At 30.8% G+C, this 24,886-nt stretch carries 25 protein-coding genes, 1 tRNA gene and 3 pseudogenes; 7 read left to right on the forward strand and 22 right to left on the reverse strand.

Annotated elements, in window-relative coordinates:
• From LQ611_RS14215 to LQ611_RS10615, 5 genes and pseudogenes are all read right to left on the reverse strand, one after another.
• Nucleotides 1-175: pseudogene (locus LQ611_RS14215) on the reverse strand (IS110 family transposase); the annotation flags it as partial.
• 428 nt (nt 176-603) lie between these two features.
• Nucleotides 604-1,662, reverse strand: a complete 1,059-nt coding sequence (locus tag LQ611_RS14150; RefSeq protein ID WP_275583741.1) for a hypothetical protein — start codon at nt 1,660-1,662, stop codon at nt 604-606.
• A gap of 287 nt (nt 1,663-1,949) precedes the next feature.
• Nucleotides 1,950-3,056, reverse strand: a pseudogene (locus LQ611_RS14155) (endo-alpha-N-acetylgalactosaminidase family protein); the annotation flags it as partial.
• 20 nt (nt 3,057-3,076) lie between these two features.
• Complete coding sequence (locus tag LQ611_RS14160) at nt 3,077-3,421, reverse strand: hypothetical protein (protein ID WP_275583742.1); 345 nt, start codon at nt 3,419-3,421, stop codon at nt 3,077-3,079.
• Nucleotides 3,422-3,590: 169 nt separating this feature from the next.
• Complete coding sequence (locus tag LQ611_RS10615; RefSeq protein WP_239709563.1) at nt 3,591-3,827, reverse strand: hypothetical protein; 237 nt, start codon at nt 3,825-3,827, stop codon at nt 3,591-3,593.
• Nucleotides 3,828-4,285: 458 nt separating this feature from the next.
• Between LQ611_RS10615 and LQ611_RS14295 the strand changes: the two genes are divergently transcribed.
• The 4 genes and pseudogenes from LQ611_RS14295 to LQ611_RS10635 all read left to right on the forward strand — a co-directional run bounded on the left by LQ611_RS14295 (nt 4,286) and on the right by LQ611_RS10635 (nt 6,916).
• Nucleotides 4,286-4,699 carry a DUF6978 family protein gene (locus LQ611_RS14295; RefSeq protein WP_374229796.1) on the forward strand — a complete coding sequence of 138 codons (414 nt, stop codon included), beginning with the start codon at nt 4,286-4,288 and terminating at the stop codon, nt 4,697-4,699.
• A gap of 15 nt (nt 4,700-4,714) precedes the next feature.
• Nucleotides 4,715-5,486 (forward strand): annotated as a pseudogene (locus LQ611_RS10625) (DUF1828 domain-containing protein).
• Between the two features lie 238 nt (nt 5,487-5,724).
• Complete coding sequence (locus tag LQ611_RS10630) at nt 5,725-6,162, forward strand: GNAT family N-acetyltransferase (protein WP_239709565.1); 438 nt, start codon at nt 5,725-5,727, stop codon at nt 6,160-6,162.
• Between the two features lie 124 nt (nt 6,163-6,286).
• Complete coding sequence (locus LQ611_RS10635) at nt 6,287-6,916, forward strand: helix-turn-helix domain-containing protein (RefSeq protein WP_239709566.1); 630 nt, start codon at nt 6,287-6,289, stop codon at nt 6,914-6,916.
• A gap of 50 nt (nt 6,917-6,966) precedes the next feature.
• Here LQ611_RS10635 and LQ611_RS10640 read toward each other — a convergent pair whose 3' ends face one another.
• Complete coding sequence (locus LQ611_RS10640; RefSeq protein ID WP_210141566.1) at nt 6,967-7,209, reverse strand: hypothetical protein; 243 nt, start codon at nt 7,207-7,209, stop codon at nt 6,967-6,969.
• Nucleotides 7,210-7,489: 280 nt separating this feature from the next.
• Between LQ611_RS10640 and LQ611_RS10645 the strand changes: the two genes are divergently transcribed.
• Together LQ611_RS10645 and LQ611_RS10650 are read left to right on the forward strand one after the other, a co-directional pair.
• Nucleotides 7,490-8,248 carry an XRE family transcriptional regulator gene (locus tag LQ611_RS10645; RefSeq protein ID WP_210141565.1) on the forward strand — a complete coding sequence of 253 codons (759 nt, stop codon included), beginning with the start codon at nt 7,490-7,492 and terminating at the stop codon, nt 8,246-8,248.
• A 33-nt stretch (nt 8,249-8,281) separates the two neighbouring features.
• Nucleotides 8,282-8,719 (forward strand): GNAT family N-acetyltransferase, encoded by a 438-nt coding sequence (locus tag LQ611_RS10650; RefSeq protein ID WP_210141564.1) that lies wholly within the window; start codon nt 8,282-8,284, stop codon nt 8,717-8,719.
• 252 nt (nt 8,720-8,971) lie between these two features.
• Here LQ611_RS10650 and LQ611_RS10655 read toward each other — a convergent pair.
• The 16 genes from LQ611_RS10655 to zapA all read right to left on the reverse strand — a co-directional run bounded on the left by LQ611_RS10655 (nt 8,972) and on the right by zapA (nt 23,620).
• A tRNA-Arg gene (locus LQ611_RS10655) sits at nt 8,972-9,045 on the reverse strand.
• Nucleotides 9,046-9,167: 122 nt separating this feature from the next.
• Nucleotides 9,168-9,383 carry a hypothetical protein gene (locus LQ611_RS10660; protein ID WP_037587508.1) on the reverse strand — a complete coding sequence of 72 codons (216 nt, stop codon included), beginning with the start codon at nt 9,381-9,383 and terminating at the stop codon, nt 9,168-9,170.
• Nucleotides 9,384-9,565: 182 nt separating this feature from the next.
• Complete coding sequence (locus LQ611_RS10665; RefSeq protein WP_210141588.1) at nt 9,566-10,072, reverse strand: YfcE family phosphodiesterase; 507 nt, start codon at nt 10,070-10,072, stop codon at nt 9,566-9,568.
• Nucleotides 10,069-10,653 carry an XTP/dITP diphosphatase gene (locus tag LQ611_RS10670; RefSeq protein ID WP_048542319.1) on the reverse strand — a complete coding sequence of 195 codons (585 nt, stop codon included), beginning with the start codon at nt 10,651-10,653 and terminating at the stop codon, nt 10,069-10,071. Before LQ611_RS10670 ends, LQ611_RS10665 begins: the two co-directional genes overlap by 4 nt.
• A gap of 12 nt (nt 10,654-10,665) precedes the next feature.
• On the reverse strand, nt 10,666-11,463 hold the full coding sequence (gene racE, locus LQ611_RS10675; protein ID WP_025904622.1) for a glutamate racemase: 798 nt from the start codon (nt 11,461-11,463) through the stop codon (nt 10,666-10,668).
• On the reverse strand, nt 11,460-11,894 hold the full coding sequence (locus LQ611_RS10680; protein WP_025904623.1) for a MarR family winged helix-turn-helix transcriptional regulator: 435 nt from the start codon (nt 11,892-11,894) through the stop codon (nt 11,460-11,462). Before LQ611_RS10680 ends, racE begins: the two co-directional genes overlap by 4 nt.
• A 149-nt stretch (nt 11,895-12,043) precedes the next feature.
• The gene (gene sdhB, locus LQ611_RS10685) at nt 12,044-12,853 is read right to left on the reverse strand and encodes a succinate dehydrogenase iron-sulfur subunit (protein ID WP_129407118.1); all 810 of its coding nucleotides are present in this window, start codon (nt 12,851-12,853) and stop codon (nt 12,044-12,046) included.
• A gap of 2 nt (nt 12,854-12,855) precedes the next feature.
• On the reverse strand, nt 12,856-14,619 hold the full coding sequence (sdhA, locus tag LQ611_RS10690; protein WP_037587500.1) for a succinate dehydrogenase flavoprotein subunit: 1,764 nt from the start codon (nt 14,617-14,619) through the stop codon (nt 12,856-12,858).
• A gap of 32 nt (nt 14,620-14,651) precedes the next feature.
• Nucleotides 14,652-15,263 carry a succinate dehydrogenase cytochrome b558 subunit gene (locus LQ611_RS10695; protein WP_025904626.1) on the reverse strand — a complete coding sequence of 204 codons (612 nt, stop codon included), beginning with the start codon at nt 15,261-15,263 and terminating at the stop codon, nt 14,652-14,654.
• A 195-nt stretch (nt 15,264-15,458) separates the two neighbouring features.
• Nucleotides 15,459-17,240: an excinuclease ABC subunit UvrC gene (gene uvrC / locus LQ611_RS10700; RefSeq protein ID WP_210141587.1), complete on the reverse strand. Its 1,782-nt coding sequence runs from the start codon at nt 17,238-17,240 to the stop codon at nt 15,459-15,461.
• A 150-nt stretch (nt 17,241-17,390) separates the two neighbouring features.
• Nucleotides 17,391-17,705 (reverse strand): thioredoxin, encoded by a 315-nt coding sequence (gene trxA / locus LQ611_RS10705; RefSeq protein ID WP_025904628.1) that lies wholly within the window; start codon nt 17,703-17,705, stop codon nt 17,391-17,393.
• Between the two features lie 111 nt (nt 17,706-17,816).
• Nucleotides 17,817-18,563, reverse strand: coding sequence for an enoyl-CoA hydratase/isomerase family protein (locus LQ611_RS10710; protein ID WP_210141586.1), 747 nt, complete (start codon nt 18,561-18,563; stop codon nt 17,817-17,819).
• 120 nt (nt 18,564-18,683) lie between these two features.
• Nucleotides 18,684-21,032, reverse strand: a complete 2,349-nt coding sequence (locus LQ611_RS10715) for an endonuclease MutS2 (RefSeq protein ID WP_210141585.1) — start codon at nt 21,030-21,032, stop codon at nt 18,684-18,686.
• 26 nt (nt 21,033-21,058) lie between these two features.
• On the reverse strand, nt 21,059-22,762 hold the full coding sequence (gene polX, locus LQ611_RS10720) for a DNA polymerase/3'-5' exonuclease PolX (protein ID WP_210141584.1): 1,704 nt from the start codon (nt 22,760-22,762) through the stop codon (nt 21,059-21,061).
• 61 nt (nt 22,763-22,823) lie between these two features.
• Nucleotides 22,824-23,351, reverse strand: coding sequence for a CvpA family protein (locus LQ611_RS10725; protein ID WP_151359399.1), 528 nt, complete (start codon nt 23,349-23,351; stop codon nt 22,824-22,826).
• Entirely contained in the window at nt 23,348-23,620 is a 273-nt protein-coding gene (gene zapA, locus LQ611_RS10730; RefSeq protein WP_025904633.1) for a cell division protein ZapA, read from the reverse strand. Before zapA ends, LQ611_RS10725 begins: the two co-directional genes overlap by 4 nt.
• Before the next feature lie 177 nt (nt 23,621-23,797).
• Between zapA and rnhC the strand changes: the two genes are divergently transcribed.
• Nucleotides 23,798-24,724: a ribonuclease HIII gene (gene rnhC, locus LQ611_RS10735; protein ID WP_107590746.1), complete on the forward strand. Its 927-nt coding sequence runs from the start codon at nt 23,798-23,800 to the stop codon at nt 24,722-24,724.
• The last annotated feature ends 162 nt before the right edge of the window (nt 24,725-24,886 follow it).

Genomic DNA, 24,886 nt, shown 5'->3' on the forward strand with positions numbered 1-24,886 from the left:
AAATGCCTGTGGCTTCAAATACAAACTGAAATTGATCCATTTCATTCAAATAATTAAGTAGCTGGTTATACCCATTTTTATTATTTTGAATGGTGAATTCTTTCTGAAAAATATCGTCTTGATAATGGGCAATAACACTTGTTCTTTTACTAATATCAATGCCAAAATAATTCATCTAACAACCTCCTTATTTTAATTGAGAATCTTCAAGCTTAATTAACATTTCCCATTTCACTTTCCTATACACGACTTCAAGAGCCCTACATACTACAACCGAATTTCAAAAGGTGAGAGTTAAGCTGACTAGTTTATCTTACGGATTTGAAACCCAATAGACTCTTCAGTCTACTTCTCTCTACAACTATAAAAAATAGCTGTAAAAAAATCTATCGTCATAGATTTCTTCACAGCTAATCTTAGTATGTTTATCTTGTTTGGTCAGTCTTGATAAATACAAGGTCCTCAACATTGCTTGTCGCACCTCACTTGCAATATTCAGACCTCCAACATTGCATGTCACGCTTCACTTGCAATCTTCTCCCATCCTATTTCTAAAAATATGAAAATGAGTCTAGAACATTTCTGTCCCAGACCCATTTTTACTTAATCCTCTTTTACTTCTTTAATGACTAAATTATCTAGTACGAAATCTTTAGTTCCTTCAAAGTTCACTTGGCCTTCATTTTTAACACCTTTATTGTCTGCCTTCTTATCTGTTGACGCTATGCCAATCCAAGTTTGACCATTTTTATGACCTTTAATTTTCGTTTTGAATTGACGATGTTTTTTATTATCTACAGTACCTTTCAATGGTGTTTCTTTGTATTTTTGATTATCAATACTGTCGTTACCTGTAGCGAAAGCATATGTGTCATCGGATCCTGCTTCATAATCGAATGAAACTTCATATGTCTTATTTGGCTCAAATCTAAAGTTTTGCGGTATCGTTTGATAAGCAAGTTTATTCTTTTCTACTTGACCATTAATTTTTAATGACCATGTACCATCGATAACATCACTTATACGTTTATTATTCCACCCACGTTGTGTATAAGGTGCATGTTTTTCAGATAAGTGTGTTCTATTATCCTCTACACCTTCAATATCAGATACGACAAATGGGAATATGCCTTGAGGTACTTTTTCAAAATTTTGTTTAAATACTTTATCTTGTGAATATAATTGTTGATCATTTTCGAAAATTCGAATGTCATCAAAATAAGTGACACCTTCACCTTTATCTCTAGAGAGCGTTAAAGTTGCTTTACCATTTTTAGGTGCTTTAAAGTGCACATACATATTTTGAAAATAACTGTCATTACCTTTCGTTGCAGATTCTTTAGTTGTATTATGAGCGTTAGCTTTAACATAATTTTTAGCGATGGATTTAGTTGTATAATTTTGATGTGATGTACCATCTGCATCTACACTAATACGTGCTTTTTGATCACTTCGATTATCCACACCAACATAAACTGCATATTGTTTACCAGGTTTCAAATCTGTTAATTTTTGTTTCAATTCAACATTTTTTTTCGGATTGTTAATCGTTAACATATTGTCACTACTATTAGATTTCGTAATAGAAACGTCTTTTTTAGACCCTTTAATTTTCCAATCTTTAAGATTTTCTGCATTAAATCCTGGATCTTTAATATGCATATCTTCTCCGTATTTTACTTTCTCGTTATGTTGTTTTGATTTATACAATACATACGGTGTATTTGCTTTAACATTGCTTAAAGTAACTTTACCATCTTTAACACGTACATTATCAACATATTGACGACCATGCTCTGTTAGTTGGTATAATTTTAAATGCTTACTGTTCCAACCTTTTGGTAATTCCCAAGTTGATTCTCCACCATCTTCATTATAATGATAGAGCTTTTGGTTCTACTGTTTAATTGCTTACCATTTTCATCCCAGTTCCATGGAATTAAATATTTATTGCCATCTAATATCTTTTGACCATTTAACGTTATCGTTCTAGATCTATAGTTTTCTTTATCATTTTCATAATCATTAGATTTACGTTTAATGACTACTTTATCTTTAAAAGCTTTTAATCGGTCTTTTCTACCGTGCAACATGTCATATTTTGCATCAATGTTAATACCTTGATCTAACCAATTCCAACCATAATTATACGTACCGTCTTCATTTTTTCTTAAACGGTCAGGATTAAATGCTTTAGACTCTGGATATGTTTCACTCGCATTAATATGTACGCCAAACTTTGCACCATATTTCTTACCGTTCTTAAGTAATTTCTTCATATCTTCTGCGCCACCGATACGTTGACCAATATTATCATAATCAAGATGACCAGAATCGTGACCCTCACTACCATATCCTTTTAATATAATGGACTGACCTAATCCATCCGTATTTAAATTAACTTTTTTAACACCATCAAGTGATTTTAAAAATGGATTTTGTGCTTGTGAACCGAAATTCATTGCGATACGGTGTGCAACTAAATCTGGTACAGACTCTGAACCTGTCGGATGATTCATGATAGCTCTAGATGCAATAGCACCATCTTGCCAGTCTGTTTTTCCATCACCATTTTCATCATCCGTTATAACAACTTTTGTTTTCGGCATTAATTGTTGTTCTTTAGCATTTTCATAACCTTGGCCCGGCTGCAATATCCATTTAGAACTGGATAAACCGACATGTTTATCTTTATCTACTTGTTCAGAAGTCGCATTTATTCTCGTATAATCTAACTCTCCAGTTCCTTCAGAATGTTGTGAATTACTCCAAACACCTGCACTCGTCTTATCATTTGAAACAAAACCATACATCATTGGATAATTAAAATCATCTTCAATATCTTTATTAACTTTAAAGTTTTTATCGCCACTTTTCATCGTATTTGTAGACATACGTGTTGTTTGTAAGTTAGCACCTTTCTGTTTAGAATTCACAGAAACTAATGAATGATTAGGTATTTCAAAATCTTTTATAACTGAATCATCACTTTTACCATCTAACTTGTTTTTATAATCCTTCATATCAAAATGCAATTGGTTATCTTTAACCTTCATCTCAATTGTAAATTCAGCATCTATTTTTTATCCTTATTAGAAGCAATTAATTGATATTGAGCTGCATGCGCATTAATTTTTTTATACTTAACTTTCGGTTGAACCGATTTACCATTCACTTTAATCGTCTTAATTTCTTTAACTTGGCCATCCATCTTTTTACCATTTTTCAAAGTATATTCAATAACCCTTGGAAACGACTTATCAACCTTTACTTTCATCTTATTACTCTTTAATACATCCCCTTTGTCTTTTGCTTCTACATGATGATTCGTCAGCGTTAATAAGCTGAACAACATAACAGAAACAATTGAAACGACAAACAGTTTTTTCCTCCATACAAATGTATTATTACTAAAATTCAAATTAAACACCCCTTTTTAAAATTTGAAAACTTACATTAATTGTAGACTTTTATTTTATTAAAGTCTAGCGTTTTTGTTCTATATTGTTTGAATTTGCTTTCAAATTTGTTCATATAAACAAAAAGAACGAAATGATGAGATTCATCATTTCGTTCACAATTCATACTATTTATTTATAATTTTTAATTACTCTAACTATCAGTGCAATCATAGGAAAAATCATTAAGACAAGAACAATATAATATAAATTAACAATACTATTTTCCCATGTAATTGACACAATCACACCAAGCGCCATAATAAGCACTAAAATGATAATGTTAACAAACATGCATACTAAAAGATCACGAAAACTTGATTTATTCTTGTAATCGAATGTTTGCTTCCAAAAATTTATATATGTCATAAGCAACCCTCCATTACATTTACAGAATATACCAAATATATCAATTAATATCAATTGTTTTTTAGTTGATAATTTAAAGATTTAAATTCTTTATTTATAACATCAATATTATGTCGTAAGTGAATACAACTTTTAATCATTTCGACATTGAATAAAAATAAATCTTTATATATAATATATTGTAATCATACTCATTAATGAAAATCTAAAATATAAATGTGCAAAATCAAATTTACAAACTACCTTTTACTACTTGTTATTCAACTAGTGATAATTTCATCTATCATTTCTTCACCTATCATTCTATATATTTATTCACTTTCAGTTTCCTAAATTATATTCAATAATATACACAATACAATTTAAATCAATAAAGGTTTTACATATATAAGGGAGGATTTTTATGGATAAAGAAAATTACGAAAAATTATTAAAGAAAATAAAAGTTTTCGAAAAAAATAAAAGTTTTCGAAAAAAATATTGTCAACTTACCAGGCATAGGCGAACAAACAAAACATAATTTAACGCAAATCATTGATAAGTCTGAAAAATTCAAATTAATTATTAATAAGAAAGGACATAGAAACTCTGAAAATTTAACAATTATACTAAATAGTATAACTCATAAATGTAGTATGGTAAGATTTGATGTTAATGGATCTGATCATGCTAATCCTCCAAATAATGAAAGAATTCCAACTCCACACATACACATTTTTACTGATGAATATATGAATGGTGGCATTGCAATACCTTTACATGAAATAGATGATATAGAACTAATTGATGAACTTTTAGATTCTCTCGAATTCTTTATTGATTATACAAATATTAAAAGAAAAGATGTTATAATAACACCAAAACTACTATAAAAGGAGTGATATTTCATGGAAATCATCGAACAAAAAATGCAAACATATTTTGAATGGTTACAACAAAATTATAAATATAAAAAGTTGGAGACTTCCACTGAAATAACTACTCCGTTTAAAAACCATTTAAATGACTATATAAGGATATACGCAGATTTATTACCTGATAATCATATTAGACTATCAGATAATGGCCAAACATTTAATGAATTAGACATTTTAGATATTGATTTAACAAAAACACGAAAAAGATTAATTCATTCAATTCTAAACCAATTTAATTTAAGTTTAAAAGATGATGAAATCATAACAAATGTTGACAGTGACAGCTTTCCACAATCAAAACATAATTTAATTCAAGGTATATTAAAAATATACGATTTGACTTTAACAACTAAATCCAATGTATCTAACTTATTTTATGAAGAAGTTTTCGACTTTTTTTATAATGAAGAAATTACTGGATCTGCTAAAATGGCAATCCCTGGTGAAACTGGTATAAAATATTCAATTGATTTTATAATACCAGGAACAAAATTAAAATCAGAAAAGCTTGTGAATTTTTCTAATAACCTGGATTATAACAGAATAACAAGTGATCTATTTGCTTATCGTGATGTTAAGAATAATAGACCAAATAGAAATAATTTAAATTCTCAAATGTTAATTATCGCTAATGATTTAGAAAATACCATTTCGGAAAAAAGCACAACAAGTAGCTGATTATGAAGGAATTCAAATTCTTAAATGGTCAAATAAAGATGAAATAATAAATACTCTAAAATAACTTAACAATTGTTGATTATAAAATGGTTACTCATTTAGAAATAACAAAGCACCTTAGCCGAAAATGGCTAGGTGCTTTGTTATGACCTTTCACATAATTTATTAACTCTCATTGTTCTATATTATTTAAATACATGTATATTTTTTCTCTTTCCTTTAAAACTTATAGAAACATAATTTGTTTTAAATTGCTCAAATAAGTTAAACTTAATCTACTATTTAGAACGAGGAGGCATATTATGAATTTAAGAAATATTAAAGTTGAAGATTATAATCAATGCGCAAACAATTTAGTTGCAGCCTATGCTGGAACGCCTTGGTTTAATAAATGGACTGAACAAGAAGCTAAACATAGAATTGAAGCTACAATGAGTGGATTTAATTCTAGAGGATTTGTTATAGAAGATGAACATAAAATTATTGCAATGTGTTTAGGTCGTATAGACTATTATTTTAATGGTTTTAATCAATTCTGTATCGATGAATTTAATGTCATTCCCAACCTACAAGGGTCCGGTATAGGTAAGCAATTAATGAACTTTGTCAAAGACGAATTAAAAAACGAGAACATAAATAATATGTTCTTAATAACGGGCGGAAAATTAGCAGCCAATTTTTATACTAAAAATAACTTCAAAGTAACAAGTGAAGGTTATATGATGGAACTTGAATTTTGATTAGTATAAAGCTAATCTCCTCAACTATTTCTAATCTCTATTCCATAATTAGCACTGTTACTCATTTAAAAACGCAACTAATAACTGCGTGATTTTTAATATTTAGCGTTTTAAAATTAAAAGTATGGAAGCGGTCAACATCGATACAGGTCAAATAATAAAAAATATAAGAAAAAGTAAAAACTGGAGCCAAGATCAATTAGCTGAAACACTTCATGTCTCAAGACAAAGTATTTCAAAATGGGAATTAAATCAAGGTTATCCAGATATAGATAATTTGATTCAATTATCTAAGATTTTTGATGTTTCACTTGAATATCTTTTAATTAAAAACAAACAAATAAAAAATGAGGAGAGTCTTTCAATGAACAGAGAATGGGGAACTGTAGAAATAGCAGAACAATGGGTTCAATTTTCAAATGATAAAAATATAGAAGCTTTAAAAAACGTAACTTCTGAAGAATTAAAAGTTCAAGGACCTAAAGGGGAAAATATATTAAAACTTGATGATATAAAAAATTGGCTTGAAAGAGCTAATTTACAATTAGCGACTTTCGAAAGATATTTAAAAGATGATAAAATCGTCATGGGTCAACATGGTACATGGATGAATCCAGATAATACGATTAAAGGTCAACAAAACGTCTATACTCTACTAATAGTAGAAAAAAAAGTTAAAGAATTAGCAAGATTTAACACTAAAGAAGAAGCTTTTAGTGCTTCAAATATAAATGAAAGTGATAAAATTTTATAATCCTTTTAAATATTAATCAATAAACCCACTTTAATTAGTGGGTTTATTGATTAATATAGACCAAAAATTCTACCTACTAAGCCTATAAAAACTATAAAAAGTGATCCACATGTTAATGAAGTACCAATTAACCATCTCTTTGTGCTTTTAGCATCTTTAGAAAATTCCACTTTAATTTCATTAATTATATTCTTCTGCAAGTTTTCAATATTTCTTTCTATACTATTAAATCTATTATTCATATGTGCTTTATGTTCACTAAATTGCTCTTGAGTTACATAATTATTATTCATAATATCACCCCTTTCATGCTTGTTAGACAAAATTCGTTGTTGATTATGAAGTGATTTCTATGTCTTCTAATATTTATTATTCGTTTATACTTTTTTGCTTTATTATACAAACTTCATCTCAATCTTTATCATCTAGTTTCATATATGGCTTCATTCTCACTAATACTTTCTAACAACAATTTATCACGGTTAAACCGTGAAATCAACTATTAAATTTCTTCATTATTCTTTACTTTTTTTATGGTTAAACCATAAAATAAAATGTGAAAGGATTGATATTATGATTGGGAACAAAGATATAATGGCTACTAATATAAAATATTATATGGAAAAGCTTGATATCGACAGAAACAAATTATGTTCTGATTTAAATTTAAAGTATATGACTGTTTCAGATTGGATTAACGCTAAAACATATCCTCGTATCGATAAGATTGAGATGCTAGCACAATACTTTGGCATTAATAAATCTGATTTAGTTGAAAACTTTCAAGACTCAACAATTCTTACAAATATACATGAAGTTTCATCAGAACTTAAAGCACAAAATCAAAATAGAGTTCTAAATTATGCTAAAGAACAACTAAAGATGCAAAGGGATATTCCAAGTAAAATATCTGTTATTCATGAAAACAAACGAAATTATAATATCAAAAACAAAAAGATACCCATTGCTTTAATTGGAACTACTGGCAATATTATTGGTAAAACATTATTAGATGAGGTCAATAATGATACAGTTAATTTTGATAAAAATGAAGTAGATGATTATTTAATTGAAACAGCTGATTTTTGTGTATATGTAAATAACGACTCATGTGAGCCAGCAATAAAGAGTGAAACGTATGCTTTTGTACGAAGAACTAATGAAATAAGAAATGGTTTAATAGCTTTAGTGATATATAATGAAACGCTATTAATAAAAAGGATAGAAATCCTTGGAGATGAAATTAACCTTATATCGTTAAACCCAAAATATGAAACTATAAAAGTTGAACCACACAATCAATTCAAGCTGATTGGTAAGATCGTTCAATAACTATTTATAGAATATAAAATATAGGTGATAACAATGATACATATAAAAGAGTTTTATAATTCATTACCTGAGTCGGAAAATAAAGAACTATCTAAAATACACAATGAAATCTTCGATACAAATGAAAGTTTAAACGAAAAGTTCTTAAGTAAAAATAAAATTATAATTTTAGTCACCTATAAAGAAAAAACAATTGTTGGATATAAAATTGGATATGAAATGGATAGATCAACATTCTACAGTTGGTTAGGTGGCGTTGAAAAAAATAATCGAAATCATGGAATTGCGCAAATGCTTATGGATAAACAAATAAGCATATTAAAAAGTAAAGGGTACGAAAAAATTCAAACTAAAACTTTTAATAAATGGAAAAGCATGCTCATTTTAAATATCAAAAATGACTTTCAAATAAAAAATTGTTATCCAGATAAAAATGACTTAGCGATCATTTTAGAGAAAGTTATCAAATAGAAAATTACGGAAATAATCTACAACATAAATACTTGATGATCCACGTTGTACATAGTTATACTTTTGACACATATTTGACACATGCACCCTTCTTTACCTTTACAAAGGAACTTAAAAATATCCTAAGTAATTTATACATCTTGGTGCAGTGTTGGCGCAGTTACGCTATTTAAGAAGCCATTTATATATACAAAAAAATCCCGTCATATCTACGTTACTAGTAACGAGATACAACGGGATATTGGTAATTTACGTCCTGGGAGGGATTCGAACCCCCGACCGACGGCTTAGAAGGCCGTTGCTCTATCCAGCTGAGCTACCAGGACATTTTCAACACAAGAATAATTATATCGAATAGATACTGATTTATCAATACTTTTTAAAAAGAAAAAGGTTTATTAAATCGCTTTCGAAGTATTATTACACGTTTAGTTATTTTATTTTACTTTTATTCGGTGATAACTATGTCATTAACTTTAACTGTATTGGCTTTTTCGGCTTTACACAAAGATTTATCTTCAAATATTTCTATAACACTCGCATGTACAAGTCCGTTTGCTGTTAATACATATATGTTTTCGTTCTTATGTAAGTCGTTATATTCGTTTTTATTTATACAAAACTCATCATCATTAATAACTGATGTAACGTGTGTTCTGCCCATCTCTACCCCTCCTACGTATTATAACTTATTAGTTTTTACATAAAATTAACGACATTCATAATTATAAAACAATTTTTGTTTAATTGAAAGTTTATTCTAAATTTTTAATAAAATTGAGATATTCGTAAGAATATCTCAATAAATAAAATCTATTTGCCATTTTTGTTTTGCAAAATATATATTTAAAGTGCTAATGATAATTTTTCTATTTCTTCATTATTTCTATTTAAATATGTTAATGTCGCATTATTTAGTGCTTCGTCGAATTCGATGATGGCATATGTTTCTTCCCACTGGCCTCTTGTTTGAGAGATGCTTCCTGGATTGATACAGTAAACACCATCTATTGTCTCGCACAATGCTATATGACTATGTCCATAAAATGCAAATTTAGCATGGTTATTTTTAGCATGGGCACTTAATACTTCTCTAGATCCTTTAATATCATATCTATGTCCATGTGTATAGAAATAGCCAATACCTTCTATTTCACCTTGTTCTTCTATTGGAAATTGCGGATCGAAATCACAATTTCCTTTAACTCTTTGATACAAACTTAGTTCTGTATCGTTATAGTCGAATTCAGAATCACCTAAATGTAAAAATAAATCTGCGTCTTTATTTTTTTCGTATATTTCATGAAGTATGCCTTGTTCGCCATGATTATCGCTAACAATTAACCATTTCATTGGAATCGCTCCCCTATATCTTCATTCATTAATTTAATTGCATTACCACGGTGACTGATTGCACTTTTTTCTGCAGCAGTTAATTCTGCCATCGTTCTGTCTTGTGATGGTACAAAGAAAATTGGGTCATAACCAAATCCATTTTCCCCTCGTGGTTCGTCTATAATTTCACCAGGTGCTTTACCTACATATGTAACAGTTTCTTTGCCAGGCTCACTTACAGCAATGGCGCAAACAAATTCTGCTGCTCTATCTTCTATACCCTTTAAGTTTGTTAATAATTTTTCTATATTATCTTGATCATTTTTTTGTGTCCCTGCATATCTTGCTGAATAAATACCTGGTTCACCATTTAAAGCTTTTACAGATAATCCGCTATCATCAGCAATAACGATTTTATTTAATTGTTTTGAAGCCGCTTCTGCTTTCAAAATTGCATTCTCTTCAAATGTTGTACCCGTTTCTTCTACATCAAAATCTGGTGCAATTTCAGAAATACCTATCACATTTGCTTTTGGAAAAATTGTTTTAAAGTCATTTATCTTTCCTTGGTTATTTGATGCAATAATAATATCTTTCATATTTATCTCTCCTTACAATGTTATTCGTTCAACATGAGCATCTTCTATATGTAGCCACTCTTTAATCGTTCTCGTAATATGTTCAACATCACCATTTGCAAAAAATTGATGTTTCGGATTTGGTGTATAATAAGAATGCTCATTACTAAAAGTCAATAATGCACTTACTTCTCTTGCTGTTTCTAAACCTGAAGATATAATTGTCTTGCCATCATCAAAATACTGATGAATCGCATCATATAGTAGTGGATAATGTGTACATCCTAAAATTACTGTATCTGAATCATCATATCGCCACTGTTTAAGCGTTTGATGGATAACAATACTCGTAATCGTCGGATCTTTATATCTCATTTGTTCAACTAAAGGAACGAATCCTGGACAAGCGACTCCTTTAACTTCTACTTGAGGATTAATAGATTTGATACTTCGTCTATATGCTTCAGATTTAATTGTCCCTTCAGTACCAAGAACAAGTACACGATTATTTTTAGTTGTCATAATTGCTGTTCTTGAACCTGGATCAATAACTCCAATCACGGGTATTGATAACATTTCTTGTAAAGGTTTCAAAGCAACCGCAGTAGCTGTGTTACATGCGATGACTAGCATTTTAATATCTTTTTCAACTAAAAAGTTAGCTAATTGAATGGTAAATGATTTAACTTCTTCTCTTGTTCTCGGGCCATACGGACACCTTCCAATATCACCTAAATAAAATATCGTCTCATTTGGCAGTTGCCGCATGATTTCTTTAGCAACCGTTAAACCACCAATCCCTGAGTCGATTACGCCAATTGGTTTATTCATTCATCTTCACTTCGCATTCTTTTTAACATAATTTCTAACGCTTCATTAAACTTTATTTTATCTTCATCTTCCATAATAGATAGAAGATCTTCAGTATAAATTTGTCTCGCTTGAACAACTTCGTCAATAAGTGCCGTGCCTTTTTCTAATAACTTGACGTGGAATACTCTTTTATCTTTCTCAGATTGAATTCTTTGAACGAGTTCTTTTTTCTCAAGCTTATCTACTATATCTGTAGTTGTAGAATATGCTAAAAATAAACGTTTAGATAACTCACCAATTGTAATTTGATCATGCTCATTGAGCCATTGTAAAGCAATAAATTGAGGCGGTGTTATATCATAAACCTTTAACTGCCCTCTTGATTTTAATTTCGTTCTTTCTACTATATGTCTTAACGAATATTCAATCTGTTTTGTAATTTCTTCCATAGTTGTTTGTACCTCTTTTCTCATCAAACTTATATTAATAATAATAACACATACCCTTATATGCAGTTAATGAATTGGTCTTTATGTTATATAAATAAACAAATAAGAGGCCAAGACATAAAATTATGTCCCAGCCTCTCATATCTTTATTAGTTTACTTCGTGATCTGAACCGAAGAATGATTTAAACATTTGGAAAGTAGCTTCTCTGTTCATTGCTGCGATTGATGTTGTTAAAGGAATACCTTTTGGACAAGCATTTACACAGTTTTGAGAACTACCACATTCTTGTATACCACCATCAGACATAAGTGCTTTAATACGTTCATCTTTAGTCATGCTACCAGTTGGATGCAAGTTGAATAAACGAACTTGAGAAATTGCTTGAGCACCCATGAAATTATTATTCACGTTTACGTTCGGACAAACTTCTAAACATACACCACATGTCATACATTTAGAAAGTTCATATGCTGTTTGACGTTTTTTCTCAGGCATACGAGGTCCTGGTCCTAAGTCATAAGTACCATCAATTGGTACCCATGCTTTAACTTTTTTCAAGTTATTGAACATACGAGAACGGTCAACTTGTAAATCACGAATAACTGGGAATGTCTTCATTGGTTCAAGTTTAATTGGTTGTTCCAATTGATCAATAATAGCTGAACATGATTGACGAGCTTTACCGTTAATAACCATAGAACATGCACCACAAACTTCTTCAAGACAGTTCATATCCCAAGTTACTGGTGTCGTCTTCTCACCATTTGACTTAATCGGATTTCTTTGGATTTCCATTAAAGCTGCAATAACGTTCATATTTGGTCTATAAGGAATCTCAAATTTTTCTTCATAAGGTTGAGATTTATCATTTTCTTGACGTTTGATAATGATTGAAATCGTTTTGTTTTCTTGGTTTTGACCTTGTGCATTGTTTTCAACTGTTTGAGTGTCTGCCATAATTATTTACCTCCTTCAGATTTCTTAGAGTAATCACGTTTACGAGGTTTAATGTGACTAATATCCACTTCTTCATATGAAAATTCTGGTGCTTCTTTAGGTCCTCTAAATTGAGCAATCGTTGTTTTTAACCACTCTTCATCATTACGGTCTGGGAATTCTGGTTTGTAATGTGCACCACGTGATTCGTTACGATTATATGCACCAATCGTAATAACTCTTGCTAACACTAACATATTCCATAATTGACGCGTAAAGAATACAGCTTGGTTACTCCAAGTAGATGTATCTTCCATATCAATATTTTGATATCTTTCCATCAACTCAACAATTTTCTTATCTGTTTCAAGAAGTTTATCATTATGACGAACAACTGTAACATTGGCTGTCATAATTTCTCCTAATTCTTTGTGTAACTTATAAGCATTTTCTGTACCTTTAAGTTGTAATAAATGATCGAATTTTTCTTGTTCTTCATTTATGCGTTTTTGGAAAATTTCTTCATCTAATTCTGTATATGATTTTTCGATATTATTAGCATATTTAACTGCATTTGGTCCTGCAACCATACCACCATAAATAGCAGATAATAATGAGTTTGCACCTAATCTATTACCACCGTGTTGTGAGTAGTCACATTCACCGGCAGCGAATAGACCTTTAATATTTGTCATTTGATCAAAGTCTACCCAGATACCGCCCATTGAATAATGAACTGCTGGGAAAATTTTCATTGGGACTTTACGAGGGTCGTCACCAGTGAATTTTTCATATATTTCTATTATGCCACCAAGCTTAACATCTAACTCATGTGCATCTTTGTGTGATAAATCAAGGTATACCATGTTTTCACCGTTAATACCAAGTTTTTGGTTCACACAAACATCGAATATTTCACGAGTCGCAATATCACGAGGTACTAAGTTACCGTAATCAGGATATTTTTCTTCTAAGAAATACCAAGGTTTACCGTCTTTATACGTCCAAATACGTCCACCTTCACCACGAGCTGATTCACTCATTAATCTTAATTTATCATCACCAGGAATTGCAGTTGGATGAATTTGAATAAACTCACCATTTGCATATTTAGCACCTTGTTGATAAACAACAGAAGCTGCTGAACCTGTATTAATCATTGAGTTAGTAGATTTACCAAATATGATACCTGGTCCACCAGTTGCCATAATTACAGCATCTGATCCAAATGATTCGATTTTAGAGTCTGTTAAGTTTTGAGCTATGATACCACGTGCAGCATCTTCCTCATCTTTAACAATACCTAAAAATTCCCAACCTTCATATTTTGTAACTAAACCTTTAACTTCATAACTTCTAACTTGTTCGTCTAATGCATATAGTAATTGTTGTCCAGTTGTTGCACCTGCATATGCAGTTCTATGATGCAAAGTACCACCAAATCGACGGAAATCTAAAAGTCCTTCTGGTGTACGGTTAAACATTACACCCATTCTGTCTAATAAATGTATGATACTTGGTGCTGCTGCAGTCATATTTTTTACAGGTGTTTGGTTAGCGAGGAAATCTCCACCATACACTGTGTCATCAAAGTGAATGTCAACAGAGTCACCTTCACCTTTAGTATTGACAGCTCCGTTAATACCACCTTGAGCACAAACAGAGTGTGAACGTTTAACAGGTACTAATGAGAATAAATCAACATGCGCACCTTGTTCAGCAGCTTTAATAGTTGCCATTAGTCCTGCTAAACCACCACCGACAACAATGATTTTGTTGTTTGCCATAAAAATTGTCACTCCCCTAAAAAGTATAAATCCTATACGAATGCAAAAATAGCTCTTAAGCCAATAATACTAATTACGATAAATACAAATAAAGTTACATAAGTCATAAAACGTTGTGATTTTGGTGATTGTGTAATTCCCCAAGTAATGAAGAATGACCATAAACCATTTGAGAAATGGAATATAACACTTAATACACCAATAACATATAGCGTTACAGAAATTGGATTAGATAAAATATCTGAAACCATATCAAAGTCAACGTGATGTCCTAATGCAGCTTGAATACGTGTTTGGTAAACATGAACAGCTATGAAAATAAATGAAATGATACCAGTTAAACGTTGTAATAAGAACATCCAGTTTCTAAATAGTGAATGCCTTCCTACGTTTTCTTTAGCTGTAAATGCTATGTATAATCCATAAATAGCGTGGAATAGTATAGGAATATAAATAACTACAACTTCTAAAACAATTTTAAATGGTAAGTTCCACATAAAATCTGATGCTTTATTAAAAGCTTCTGGACTTATCGTTGCAAAATGGTTTATAACCAAATGCTGAATTAAGAATATTCCTATAGGAATTACACCTAATAATGAATGAATACGACGTAAAATAAACTGTTTTTCGCTTGACGCCAAAAGAAGTCCCCCCTAACTTTAATCTATGGCTCTATCGTTATATTAAGAATATAATAATCTGAAAACGATTACATACATCCCCAAAAAAATTCGATGAGCATTTACATGTATATTGTAACATCATTAAGTATGAATTTGGGCATGAGAATTATTCTCATACCCAAATATATAGATTTTTTGTTGTAATTTTACCATTTATTTACTGAGCTTATCTACTAAGTTTTGAGCAACCTTTTTAGGAACACCAATTTTCACAAAATCCTCTAAATTCGCTTCTCTCATTTTTTTAATAGAGCCAAAATGTTTTAATAATGATTGTTTACGTTTTGGTCCAATACCTTCTATTTCATCTAAAGCTGACTTAAGTGATGTTTTTTGTCGTGTTGATCTATGGAAACTAATTGCAAATCGGTGCACTTCATCTTGAATGCGTTGAAGTAAATAAAACTCTTGAGAATTTTTCTTTAGTGGGATAATTTCTGCTTGCGATCCGTACAATAATTCTGAAGTTTGGTGTTTGTCATTTTTACTTAGACCTGCAATTGGTATATCAAGTCCTAGTTCATTTTCTAATACATCTCTCACTGAAGACATATGACCTTTACCACCATCAACAATAATTAAATCAGGAATTGGCAGTCCTTCTTTTAATACTCTTGTGTATCTTCTTCGTACCGCTTCTTGCATCGACTTGTAATCATCTGGACCTTTTACAGATTTAATTTTATATTTGCGATAGTCCTTTTTACTTGGCTTACCGTCCACAAAAGCAATCATAACAGACACTGGATCCACACCTTGGATATTAGAATTATCAAATGCTTCAATTCTAATCGGAGTTTGAATACCCATAGCCTCTCCTAAGTTCTCAATAGCTTTGATCGTTCTAGATTCATCTTTCGCAATTAATTCGAATTTATTTTTAAGTGAAATGCTGGCATTTTTTATCGCAAGATCCACCATTTCTTTTTTCTGTCCTCTTTTAGGCTGAACCACTTTTGAATCAACAACTGACTCAACTGTTTTAATGTCTAAATTTTTCGGAATATGAATTTCTTTAGGCGTTAAATGTTGATTTAAAGAATAGAATTGTCCAATAAATGTATAGAATTCTTCTTCAGCAGTTTGAATAATGGGTATCATAGATGCTTGTCTTTCAATTAATTTACCTTGTCTAATAAAGAATACTTGAATACACATCCACCCTTTATCAACCGAATAACCAAATATATCTCTCATCGTCATGTCAGCTGACATCATATTCTGTTTATAATTTAACATTTCAATATGTTGTATTAAGTCACGGTATTCTTTCGCTTCTTCAAACTTCAAAGCTTCACTCGCTTGATTCATCTTCACGTTTAAGTCATTGACGATTGTTTTGTCATCACCATTTAGAAAATCAGTAATTTCTTTAATCATCGTTTGATACTCGCTTTGTTCGACTGGATAAACGCAAGGTCCTAAACATTGTCCAATATGATAATACAGACATACTTTATTTGGCATTGTGACACATTTTCTTAACGGATAAATTCTATCTAGTAATTTTTTCGTTTCATGTGCGGCATAAGCATTAGGATATGGTCCGAAGTATTTACCCGAATCTTTTTTTACAGTTCTCGTCACGATAAGTCTAGGGTGTTTTTCTTGTGTAATTTTTATAAATGGATAACTTTTGTCATCTTTTAATAATATATTATAGCGTGGTTGATGTTTTTTGATTAAGTTAAGTTCAAGTAATAAAGATTCTATTTCACTTGAAGTTACGATAAATTCAAAATCTCTAATCTCACCTACGAGTCGAGTTGTCTTTTCATCATGTGCACCTGTGAAATAGCTACGAACTCTGTTTCTTAATCGTTTAGCTTTTCCCACATATATAACCGTTTGTTGTCTATCTTTCATGATGTAACATCCAGGCTCTGTTGGTAAAACTTCAAGTTTTTGCTTAATTTTCTTTTGGTAGTCTTCCACCTTTATCACCTACCTTTTTAAATTCATTATATCAATAAAATTCACATTGACCAAAACATACGTTCTATATAAATATCTATCATCACATAAAAACTGCCTACAAAGTCATATGCTTTGTAGACAGTTTGAATTAATCATAGGTTGTAACGATTAATAATGTTTAGATAATACTTGTTCTAGTTGTTCTTTAGGTTGGAAACCTACTACTTTATCTACAGCTTCGCCATCTTTAAATACGATTAAAGTTGGGATACTCATAACTTCGTATTTAGCTGCTGTTGCTTGGTTTTCATCTACGTCTAATTTAACGATGTTAGCTTTACCTTCAACGTCTTTAGCTAAATCTTCTAATACTGGCGCGATCATTTTACAAGGTCCACACCATGGTGCCCAGAAGTCCACTAAACTAACGCCTTCTTTGATTTGTTCATCGAAATTTGCATCTGTTGCTTTTAATAATGCCATTGGAAAAATCCTCCTTGTTAACTTATGATAATGAGAGTATAGCACGCTTTATTTTGCAATGCATGTTGTTTGCTCAAAGTGTATTGTACTTGATATGAACTATATTAGCAATCACTTAAATTCAGGTTTTCTTTTGTTTATAAATGCATCAATACCTTCTTTTGCATTGTCGCTTTCAATAATATCAACAAAATGTCTTTCTTCAATTTGATCACTTTCTAATGATAAATCTAAATTAGACATTTGCTTGATGACTTTAATAGAGTCTAAAGATTTAGAAGCGATTGTAGTGGCTAATTTTTCAGTAGCCTGTTCTAATGCTTCTTTATCTTCAACTATTTCATTAAATAAATGTTTAACTTCTTCTAAATTGATATTCTCACCAGTTAACGCAGCTTGTAATGCTTTATGTTGTCCTACCATAGCGGATAATCGTCTGACACCACCAAAGCCTGGGAATATACCTAAGTTAATTTCAGGTAATCCTACTTTTGTATCTTTCGTGATTAATCTCATATCACATGCTAAAGCAAGTTCAAAGCCACCGCCTAGACAAACACCATGAATCGAACTAATAACTGGCTTATGACATGTCTTAATCAATCTAAATAATTTAGCACTTGTAGAAGCTAAATCTAATCTTTCATGTTTAGTTAGTTCTGGGAATGATTTAATATCTGCACCTGCAGAGAAACATTTTTCATTACCTTTTATAACGATAACTTTCACATCTTCATCGAAACCTTGTGTTTCAATTACTTCAATAATATTATTTAATACTGCCTCATTTAAAGCATTTACCGGTCCATGATTTAATTGTATATAAAGAACGTGGTTTTCAACATTTGTATTTATCAAGAAAATTCCTCCTTATAAAAATATTAAGTATGCAATACCTGCTATAAATGTTAAAGCAGAAATAACGAGTAATACTTTAGCTAGTTTATACATATCAAAATTATCCAATATGTTTCCTCCTTATTTCAAAGTTACAACAGTAACACCAAATCCACCTTCTGAAGGCATACCTGTACGATATGAATCTACAGAACGATGTTTTTTAAGATGGTCAGCTACACCTTTTTGTAATGCACCTGTACCTTTACCATGAATAATATTCACTGTACCGTAATTAGAAAGTACTGCTTGATCGATATATTGGTCTAATTCTAACATAGCATCTTCATATCGGTAACCTCGTAAATCTAAATCCATTTTTATAGTAGAGCGATTCGTTCTAGGAACAACTTTACTTGGCTGTTGTTTCTTTTTATCTAGTTTTTCTAAATCTTTTACTTCTATTTTCATTTTTAGTATACCCATCTGAACAACTACTTCTTCATCGCTGATCACATCGATAACTTCACCTTTTTGACCATATGATAATACTTTAACGTCATCACCTTTTTCAATTTTATCGTGACGTTCTTTCTTAACATTTTGTTTCAGTGATTGCGATGTATATTGATTATCAAGTCGTTTCTTTCGCTCAATGAGTTCATGCTCTTTTACATTTGCGGCTGAATTATCTCGCATATCTCTTAGTTCTTGAAGGATTGTTTCCGCTTCTTCAGTCTTCTGTTTAACTTCTTGATTGGCTTTATTTCTTGCTTCATCCATCAATTGTGTTTTGAAGTTTTCAAAGCGTTGTAATTCTTGTGTTAATGATTGATGTAAGTCAATAGATTCCTTTTTTAATTTTTCAACTTCAATTCGATCATTTTCGACAGATTTAGCATTTTTCTCAAGTGATTCTATCATGACATTGATTTCTTTTTCATCTTGACCAATCAGTGATTTCGCATGATTGATGAGTTCATTTTTAAGCCCTAATTTTTTAGAGATTTCAAATGCGTTTGAACGTCCTGGTATGCCCATTAATAATTTATAAGTTGGTCTTAATGTTTCAACGTCAAATTCAACACTCGCATTCATCACTTTTTCTCGATTATAACTATATGCTTTAAGTTCAGGATAATGTGTTGTTGCCATGATTAAAGCATCTCTTTCAATCGTATAATCTAAAATACTCATTGCTAATGCTGCACCTTCACTAGGATCAGTTCCTGCTCCTAATTCATCAAATAATATTAATGAATCTTTATCCGCTTGATCAATAATATTGACGATATTTTTCATATGTGATGAAAACGTCGATAACGATTGTTCAATAGATTGTTCGTCACCAATGTCACAAAATACTTTCTTAAATATCGTTATAATTGCGCCATCTAATGTCGGAATTAACAAACCAGATTGTGCCATTAACGTGATTAAACCAACTGTTTTTAAAGTAACGGTCTTACCACCTGTATTAGGACCTGTAATAATAACAGCATTAATGTCTTCTTTAAATTCAATCGTATTGCTGACAACTTCTGATTGATTAATTAATGGATGTCTTGCTTTAGGTAAATATATCGCTCTATCTTCAGATATGATTGGTTTAGTAGCTTTAATAGTTGCACCAAATTTTGCTTTTGCTGTCACAAAGTCTAAATGCCCCATAACTTCAGTGCTTGAAAGTAATTCATAGCCTACTTCGCTAACTTGTTCTGTCAGAATATATAACAATCTATCTTTTTCTTCTTTTTCTTTAGCTTTAACTTGAGCGATTTGATTATGCATTTCAACAATTGCACTCGGTTCAATATATAATGTTTGGCCAGATGCAGATTGATCATGCACGATACCATTAAAATCTTGACGATATTCTGCTTTAACCGGAAGTACATGTCTATCATTTCTAACCGTTACAATTGAATCCGATAATTTCTTCTGATTAGCTGAAGATCTAACCATTTGCTCTAATCTTGATTTAATGCGATCGTTCGTTTTTTTAATTTGATGTCTCAATTCAGCTAATTTCGGACTTGCCGTATCAAACAAATCGTGTTCATCACACTGTTCACTTATTTGATTTAGTAAGTCACTTAAAACTGGCAATTGTGCAACATAACCATCGATATTTGGATAAAGAATTGCTTCATCTTCATCAACAATACTTGCGTAAAATGTTTTAAATCTATTTTGAACTTGAATATTACGTTTAATTTGGTTTAATTCTTCAACGTTTAACAAACTGCCAATTTCTGCACGTCTTACATAGGATTTAATATCTTTTAGCCCTGAATACCCAGGTACTCTATGTTTATTATAAATTTGAGTCATTTCGTCTGTTTCATTTATACTTTGCTGAACTGTTTCAAGTTTATCACTTGGTTTAAGTTCGTTAATAAGGCGTTCAGCAATATCACTTGTCGCATGAGTAGACAATTGTTGAATAATTAAGGGATATTCAAGAACTTTTAATGTTTTCTCATTCATATTATCTTCCCTCTTCTTTTAATACTTTATTTTGTTGATTGGATCCATTTTTTAAATGCTTCACGTGATTTAGCATTAATAACTTGTGATTTTTTAACCCAACCTTTTTGAGCCGTCCCAACACCATATTTCATGAAATCAAAATGATCAATATGATGGGCATCTGTATTGATTGTAATCATTAGGTCAGGATTATTTTTTAATACGTCAGCGCTTAAATCTAATCGTTGTGGATTAGCATTCAGTTCTAATACTGTATTAGTATCTCTTGCCATTTTAATAAGTTCATCAATATTAGGACGGTATCCTTCTCTTCTGCCAATAATTCTACCTGTCGGATGTGCTATATGTCTGACATATTGATTTTCACATGCAGTTCTAAGTCTATTCATAATCTCTTCTTCAGATTGATTGAAACTTTGGTGGATTGCTGCAATCACATAATCTAATTCTTTTAATACTTCATCTGGATAATCTAAACTACCATCTGGTTTAATATCCATTTCTGTACCACTATAAATATCAATTTCTTTATATGATTCATTTAGTTTTTTAATTTTTTCGTTTTGTTCCAATAAACGTTCAATAGATAATCCATTTGCTACTGCTAAACTTCTAGAATGGTCTGTAATACAAATAAATTGATATTGTCGTTCAATTGCCGCTTCAATCATTTCTTCAAGTTTAAATGCACCATCACTATAAGTTGTATGCATATGAATATCACCATTAATATCTTCTAACTGTATGATATCTTGAATATCTTTATCAAATTCTGTACCATCCTCACGCATTGTTGGTGGTATAAATGGCACGTTAAAATGATCATAAATTTCCTTTTCACTTTGATAAGTAATGATGTTACCATTTGCTTCTTCTATACCATACTCACTTACTTTTTCATTTTTTTGTTTAGCAAGTTGTCTAATTTTTATATTATGGTCTTTAGAACCTGTAAAATGTTGCAATGTATGATAGAAAGCTTCTGGTTGAATCAGTCTAAAATCAACACCAATAACATCATCTTCAATTTGTAAATCTAGAGAAACTTTCGTTTGCCCAACAGCAATTTGTTCTTTAATACCTTGAAACTCAAGTAGTGCTTGTTGTACTTTTGTAGGTTCTTCAGTCGAAATAATATAATCTAAGTCTTTGCTCATTTCTTTCATTCTTCTGAAACTACCTGCAACTTGATATTGAATAATGTCTTCAATATTATCTAAAAATTGATTAATCACTTCATGTGCTTTAATCATAGTATTGATTGGATATTTTTCAGGTCGTTGCCCTAACACTTTCGCTTCTTCAAGAAGTTTTTGTTCAGTCTTTTTCGCAAATCCTGGTAATTCAGACACTTGATTATTTTCACACGCTTTGATTAAATCTTCTTTATTTTTTATATCTAATTCTTTATATAATTTCGCAATTTTTTTACTACCTAATCCAGGTATTTTTAATAATGGAATAAGCCCTTCTGGAATTTCTTGTTTTAACTCATCTAAATAACTTTGTGTCCCATTATCTATATATTCATTTATGACATCGCCTACACCTTTACCTATGCCTTTTAATGATGTCACATCTTCAATTTCGTTTAACGTTCTTTCATCTGTTTCTAATGATTGACTTGCTTTTCTGTATGCTGATACTTTAAATGGATTCTCACCTTTAATTTCCATGTATATTGCAATTGTTTCTAACATTTTTACGATATCTTTTTTTGTTAACATGTCTATTCCTCCGTAAAAAAAGTCATAGGTTCTCCCATGACTTTTTTCAATATGAATTCATTTAATTTGAAAGCCATTTTACTAATTGATCAGATAAGAATGGTGTCTTTGTTAATACTGCATTTCCAATAGAAGACTGTTGTAACGCATCTATAAAAGGTGCTACGGGAATTACCGCAACCGCTGCTAAAATGAGAATTACAACTAAATACGCTTCTATAAATCCAAGTACGATACCATAGTACCTTGCATATTTACCACCAAATTCCATTTGATGATAAAAATCAAATACTGTTGCTACAATTTGTAAAATTATTTTAGTAAAAACAAATAAAATGAGAATCGCCATAATATTATAAAATGCATTCTCATTATTAATATTATTAAATATTGCATTCTTACCTTCTGTAGACGCACTCGGATAAGGTAATATTAAATGCAATTGCTTGCTAAATGGTGCGTAACAAATGCTGGCAATCACCAATGAACTAATCGTGCCGATAGAATGTAATGATTGTAATACTAAACTACGTCTATATCCAATGATGACACCTATAATTAAACATAAAAATATAAGTAATGTTATCATTCTAAATGTCCTTTATTTTTTAATTGTTTGATTTCTTCTCTTAACTTTTCATTTTCTTCTTCTAATTTAACATATTCATGCATAACATTAACAGCTGTAAGAACAGATTTACGCGTTGTATCCAAGCCTGCATTTAATTGCCCGAGCGCTTGCAACTTTTCATCTACTCTACCAGCTACATATCGAATATGTGATGGATCGTCTTCACCAATAATTGTATAATGTTGATCATTTATAACCACTGTCACTCTATTTTTATTTTCACTCATTATACTACCCCTGTTCAAATTATAAATGGATTTCTATATATGTAATCATACTATATTATACATGACATAAGTTCATTTGTGTATGAATATCCACCAACTTGATTTGAGAAGATTCGTTTATATCATAAATTTATGCTACTCTATTTATAGAAAAAATTAAAAAGGCAGGACTTAAAAGTGGCAAACATCGTAAAAACAATTGACTCCAATACAATCAATCAACTTATAAAACAATATAATATGGAAACAAAGAACTTACCAACTGGCACTTTAGCCCGCAAAAAAATAAAAAGTACACAAGTCCAAATATACCGTTCAAAAAAAATAATGTTCCAAGGTAAAGATGCAGAACAAGTAGCAAGTGAAGTACTTAAACAAAACATAACGTCATCACCATCTAAAGCAACACCAGCTCCAAAAAAATATGAATTTGATATACATAATACAATTGGTAGTGATGAAGCAGGCAGTGGCGATTATTTTGGCCCACTCACAGTATGTGCAGCATACGTATCTAAACAAAACGCTAAAATATTAAAAGAAATTGGTGTAATGGACTCCAAGTCTTTAACTGATCCTAAAATTGTAGAACTAGCTGAACAAATTATACAAATATGCCCTCATTCTCTAATTGTACTTGATAATCCCAACTACAATACAAAGCAAGCAGAAGGTTGGAGTCAAGTTAAAATGAAAGCAGTCCTTCACAATCAAGCTATTAAAAATGTCATCACACGAATCGACGAACAAGAATTAGAACAAATTGTGATTGACCAGTTTGTACAAGCAAGCACTTATGAACGATACATTATTGGTCAAATGCCACGTAAAGACATTACACACTTTGAAACAAAAGGTGAATCAAAATCTATCGCAATTGCTGCAGCAAGTATTATCGCAAGATATGCATTTGTTAAACACATGGATCAATTAGCAAAATCTTTAAATGTCATTATTCCTAAAGGCGCAAGTAATAAAGTAGATCTAGAAGCAGCAAAAATCGTCCAAAAATATGACATGCAACAGTTAGATAACATTACGAAAACACATTTTAAAAATAGAGATAAAGTATTAGACCTTATTAATCGAAAAAGGAGAAATTAATATGTTGCTTATTACATTCAGTTGGCAAGTCATTCTTGCTCTAATCATTATTTGCTATTTAATTTGGTTTATCGGTAAACAACTGACAAATTCTACAAACAACCGAAAAAAATAATATAAAAACACAGCAATCTGATATGATCCTTCAGATTGCTGTGTTTT

The sequence above is a fragment of the Mammaliicoccus sp. L-M44 genome (assembly GCF_022386355.1).
GTDB classification, from domain to species: Bacteria; Bacillota; Bacilli; order Staphylococcales; family Staphylococcaceae; genus Mammaliicoccus; species Mammaliicoccus sciuri_A.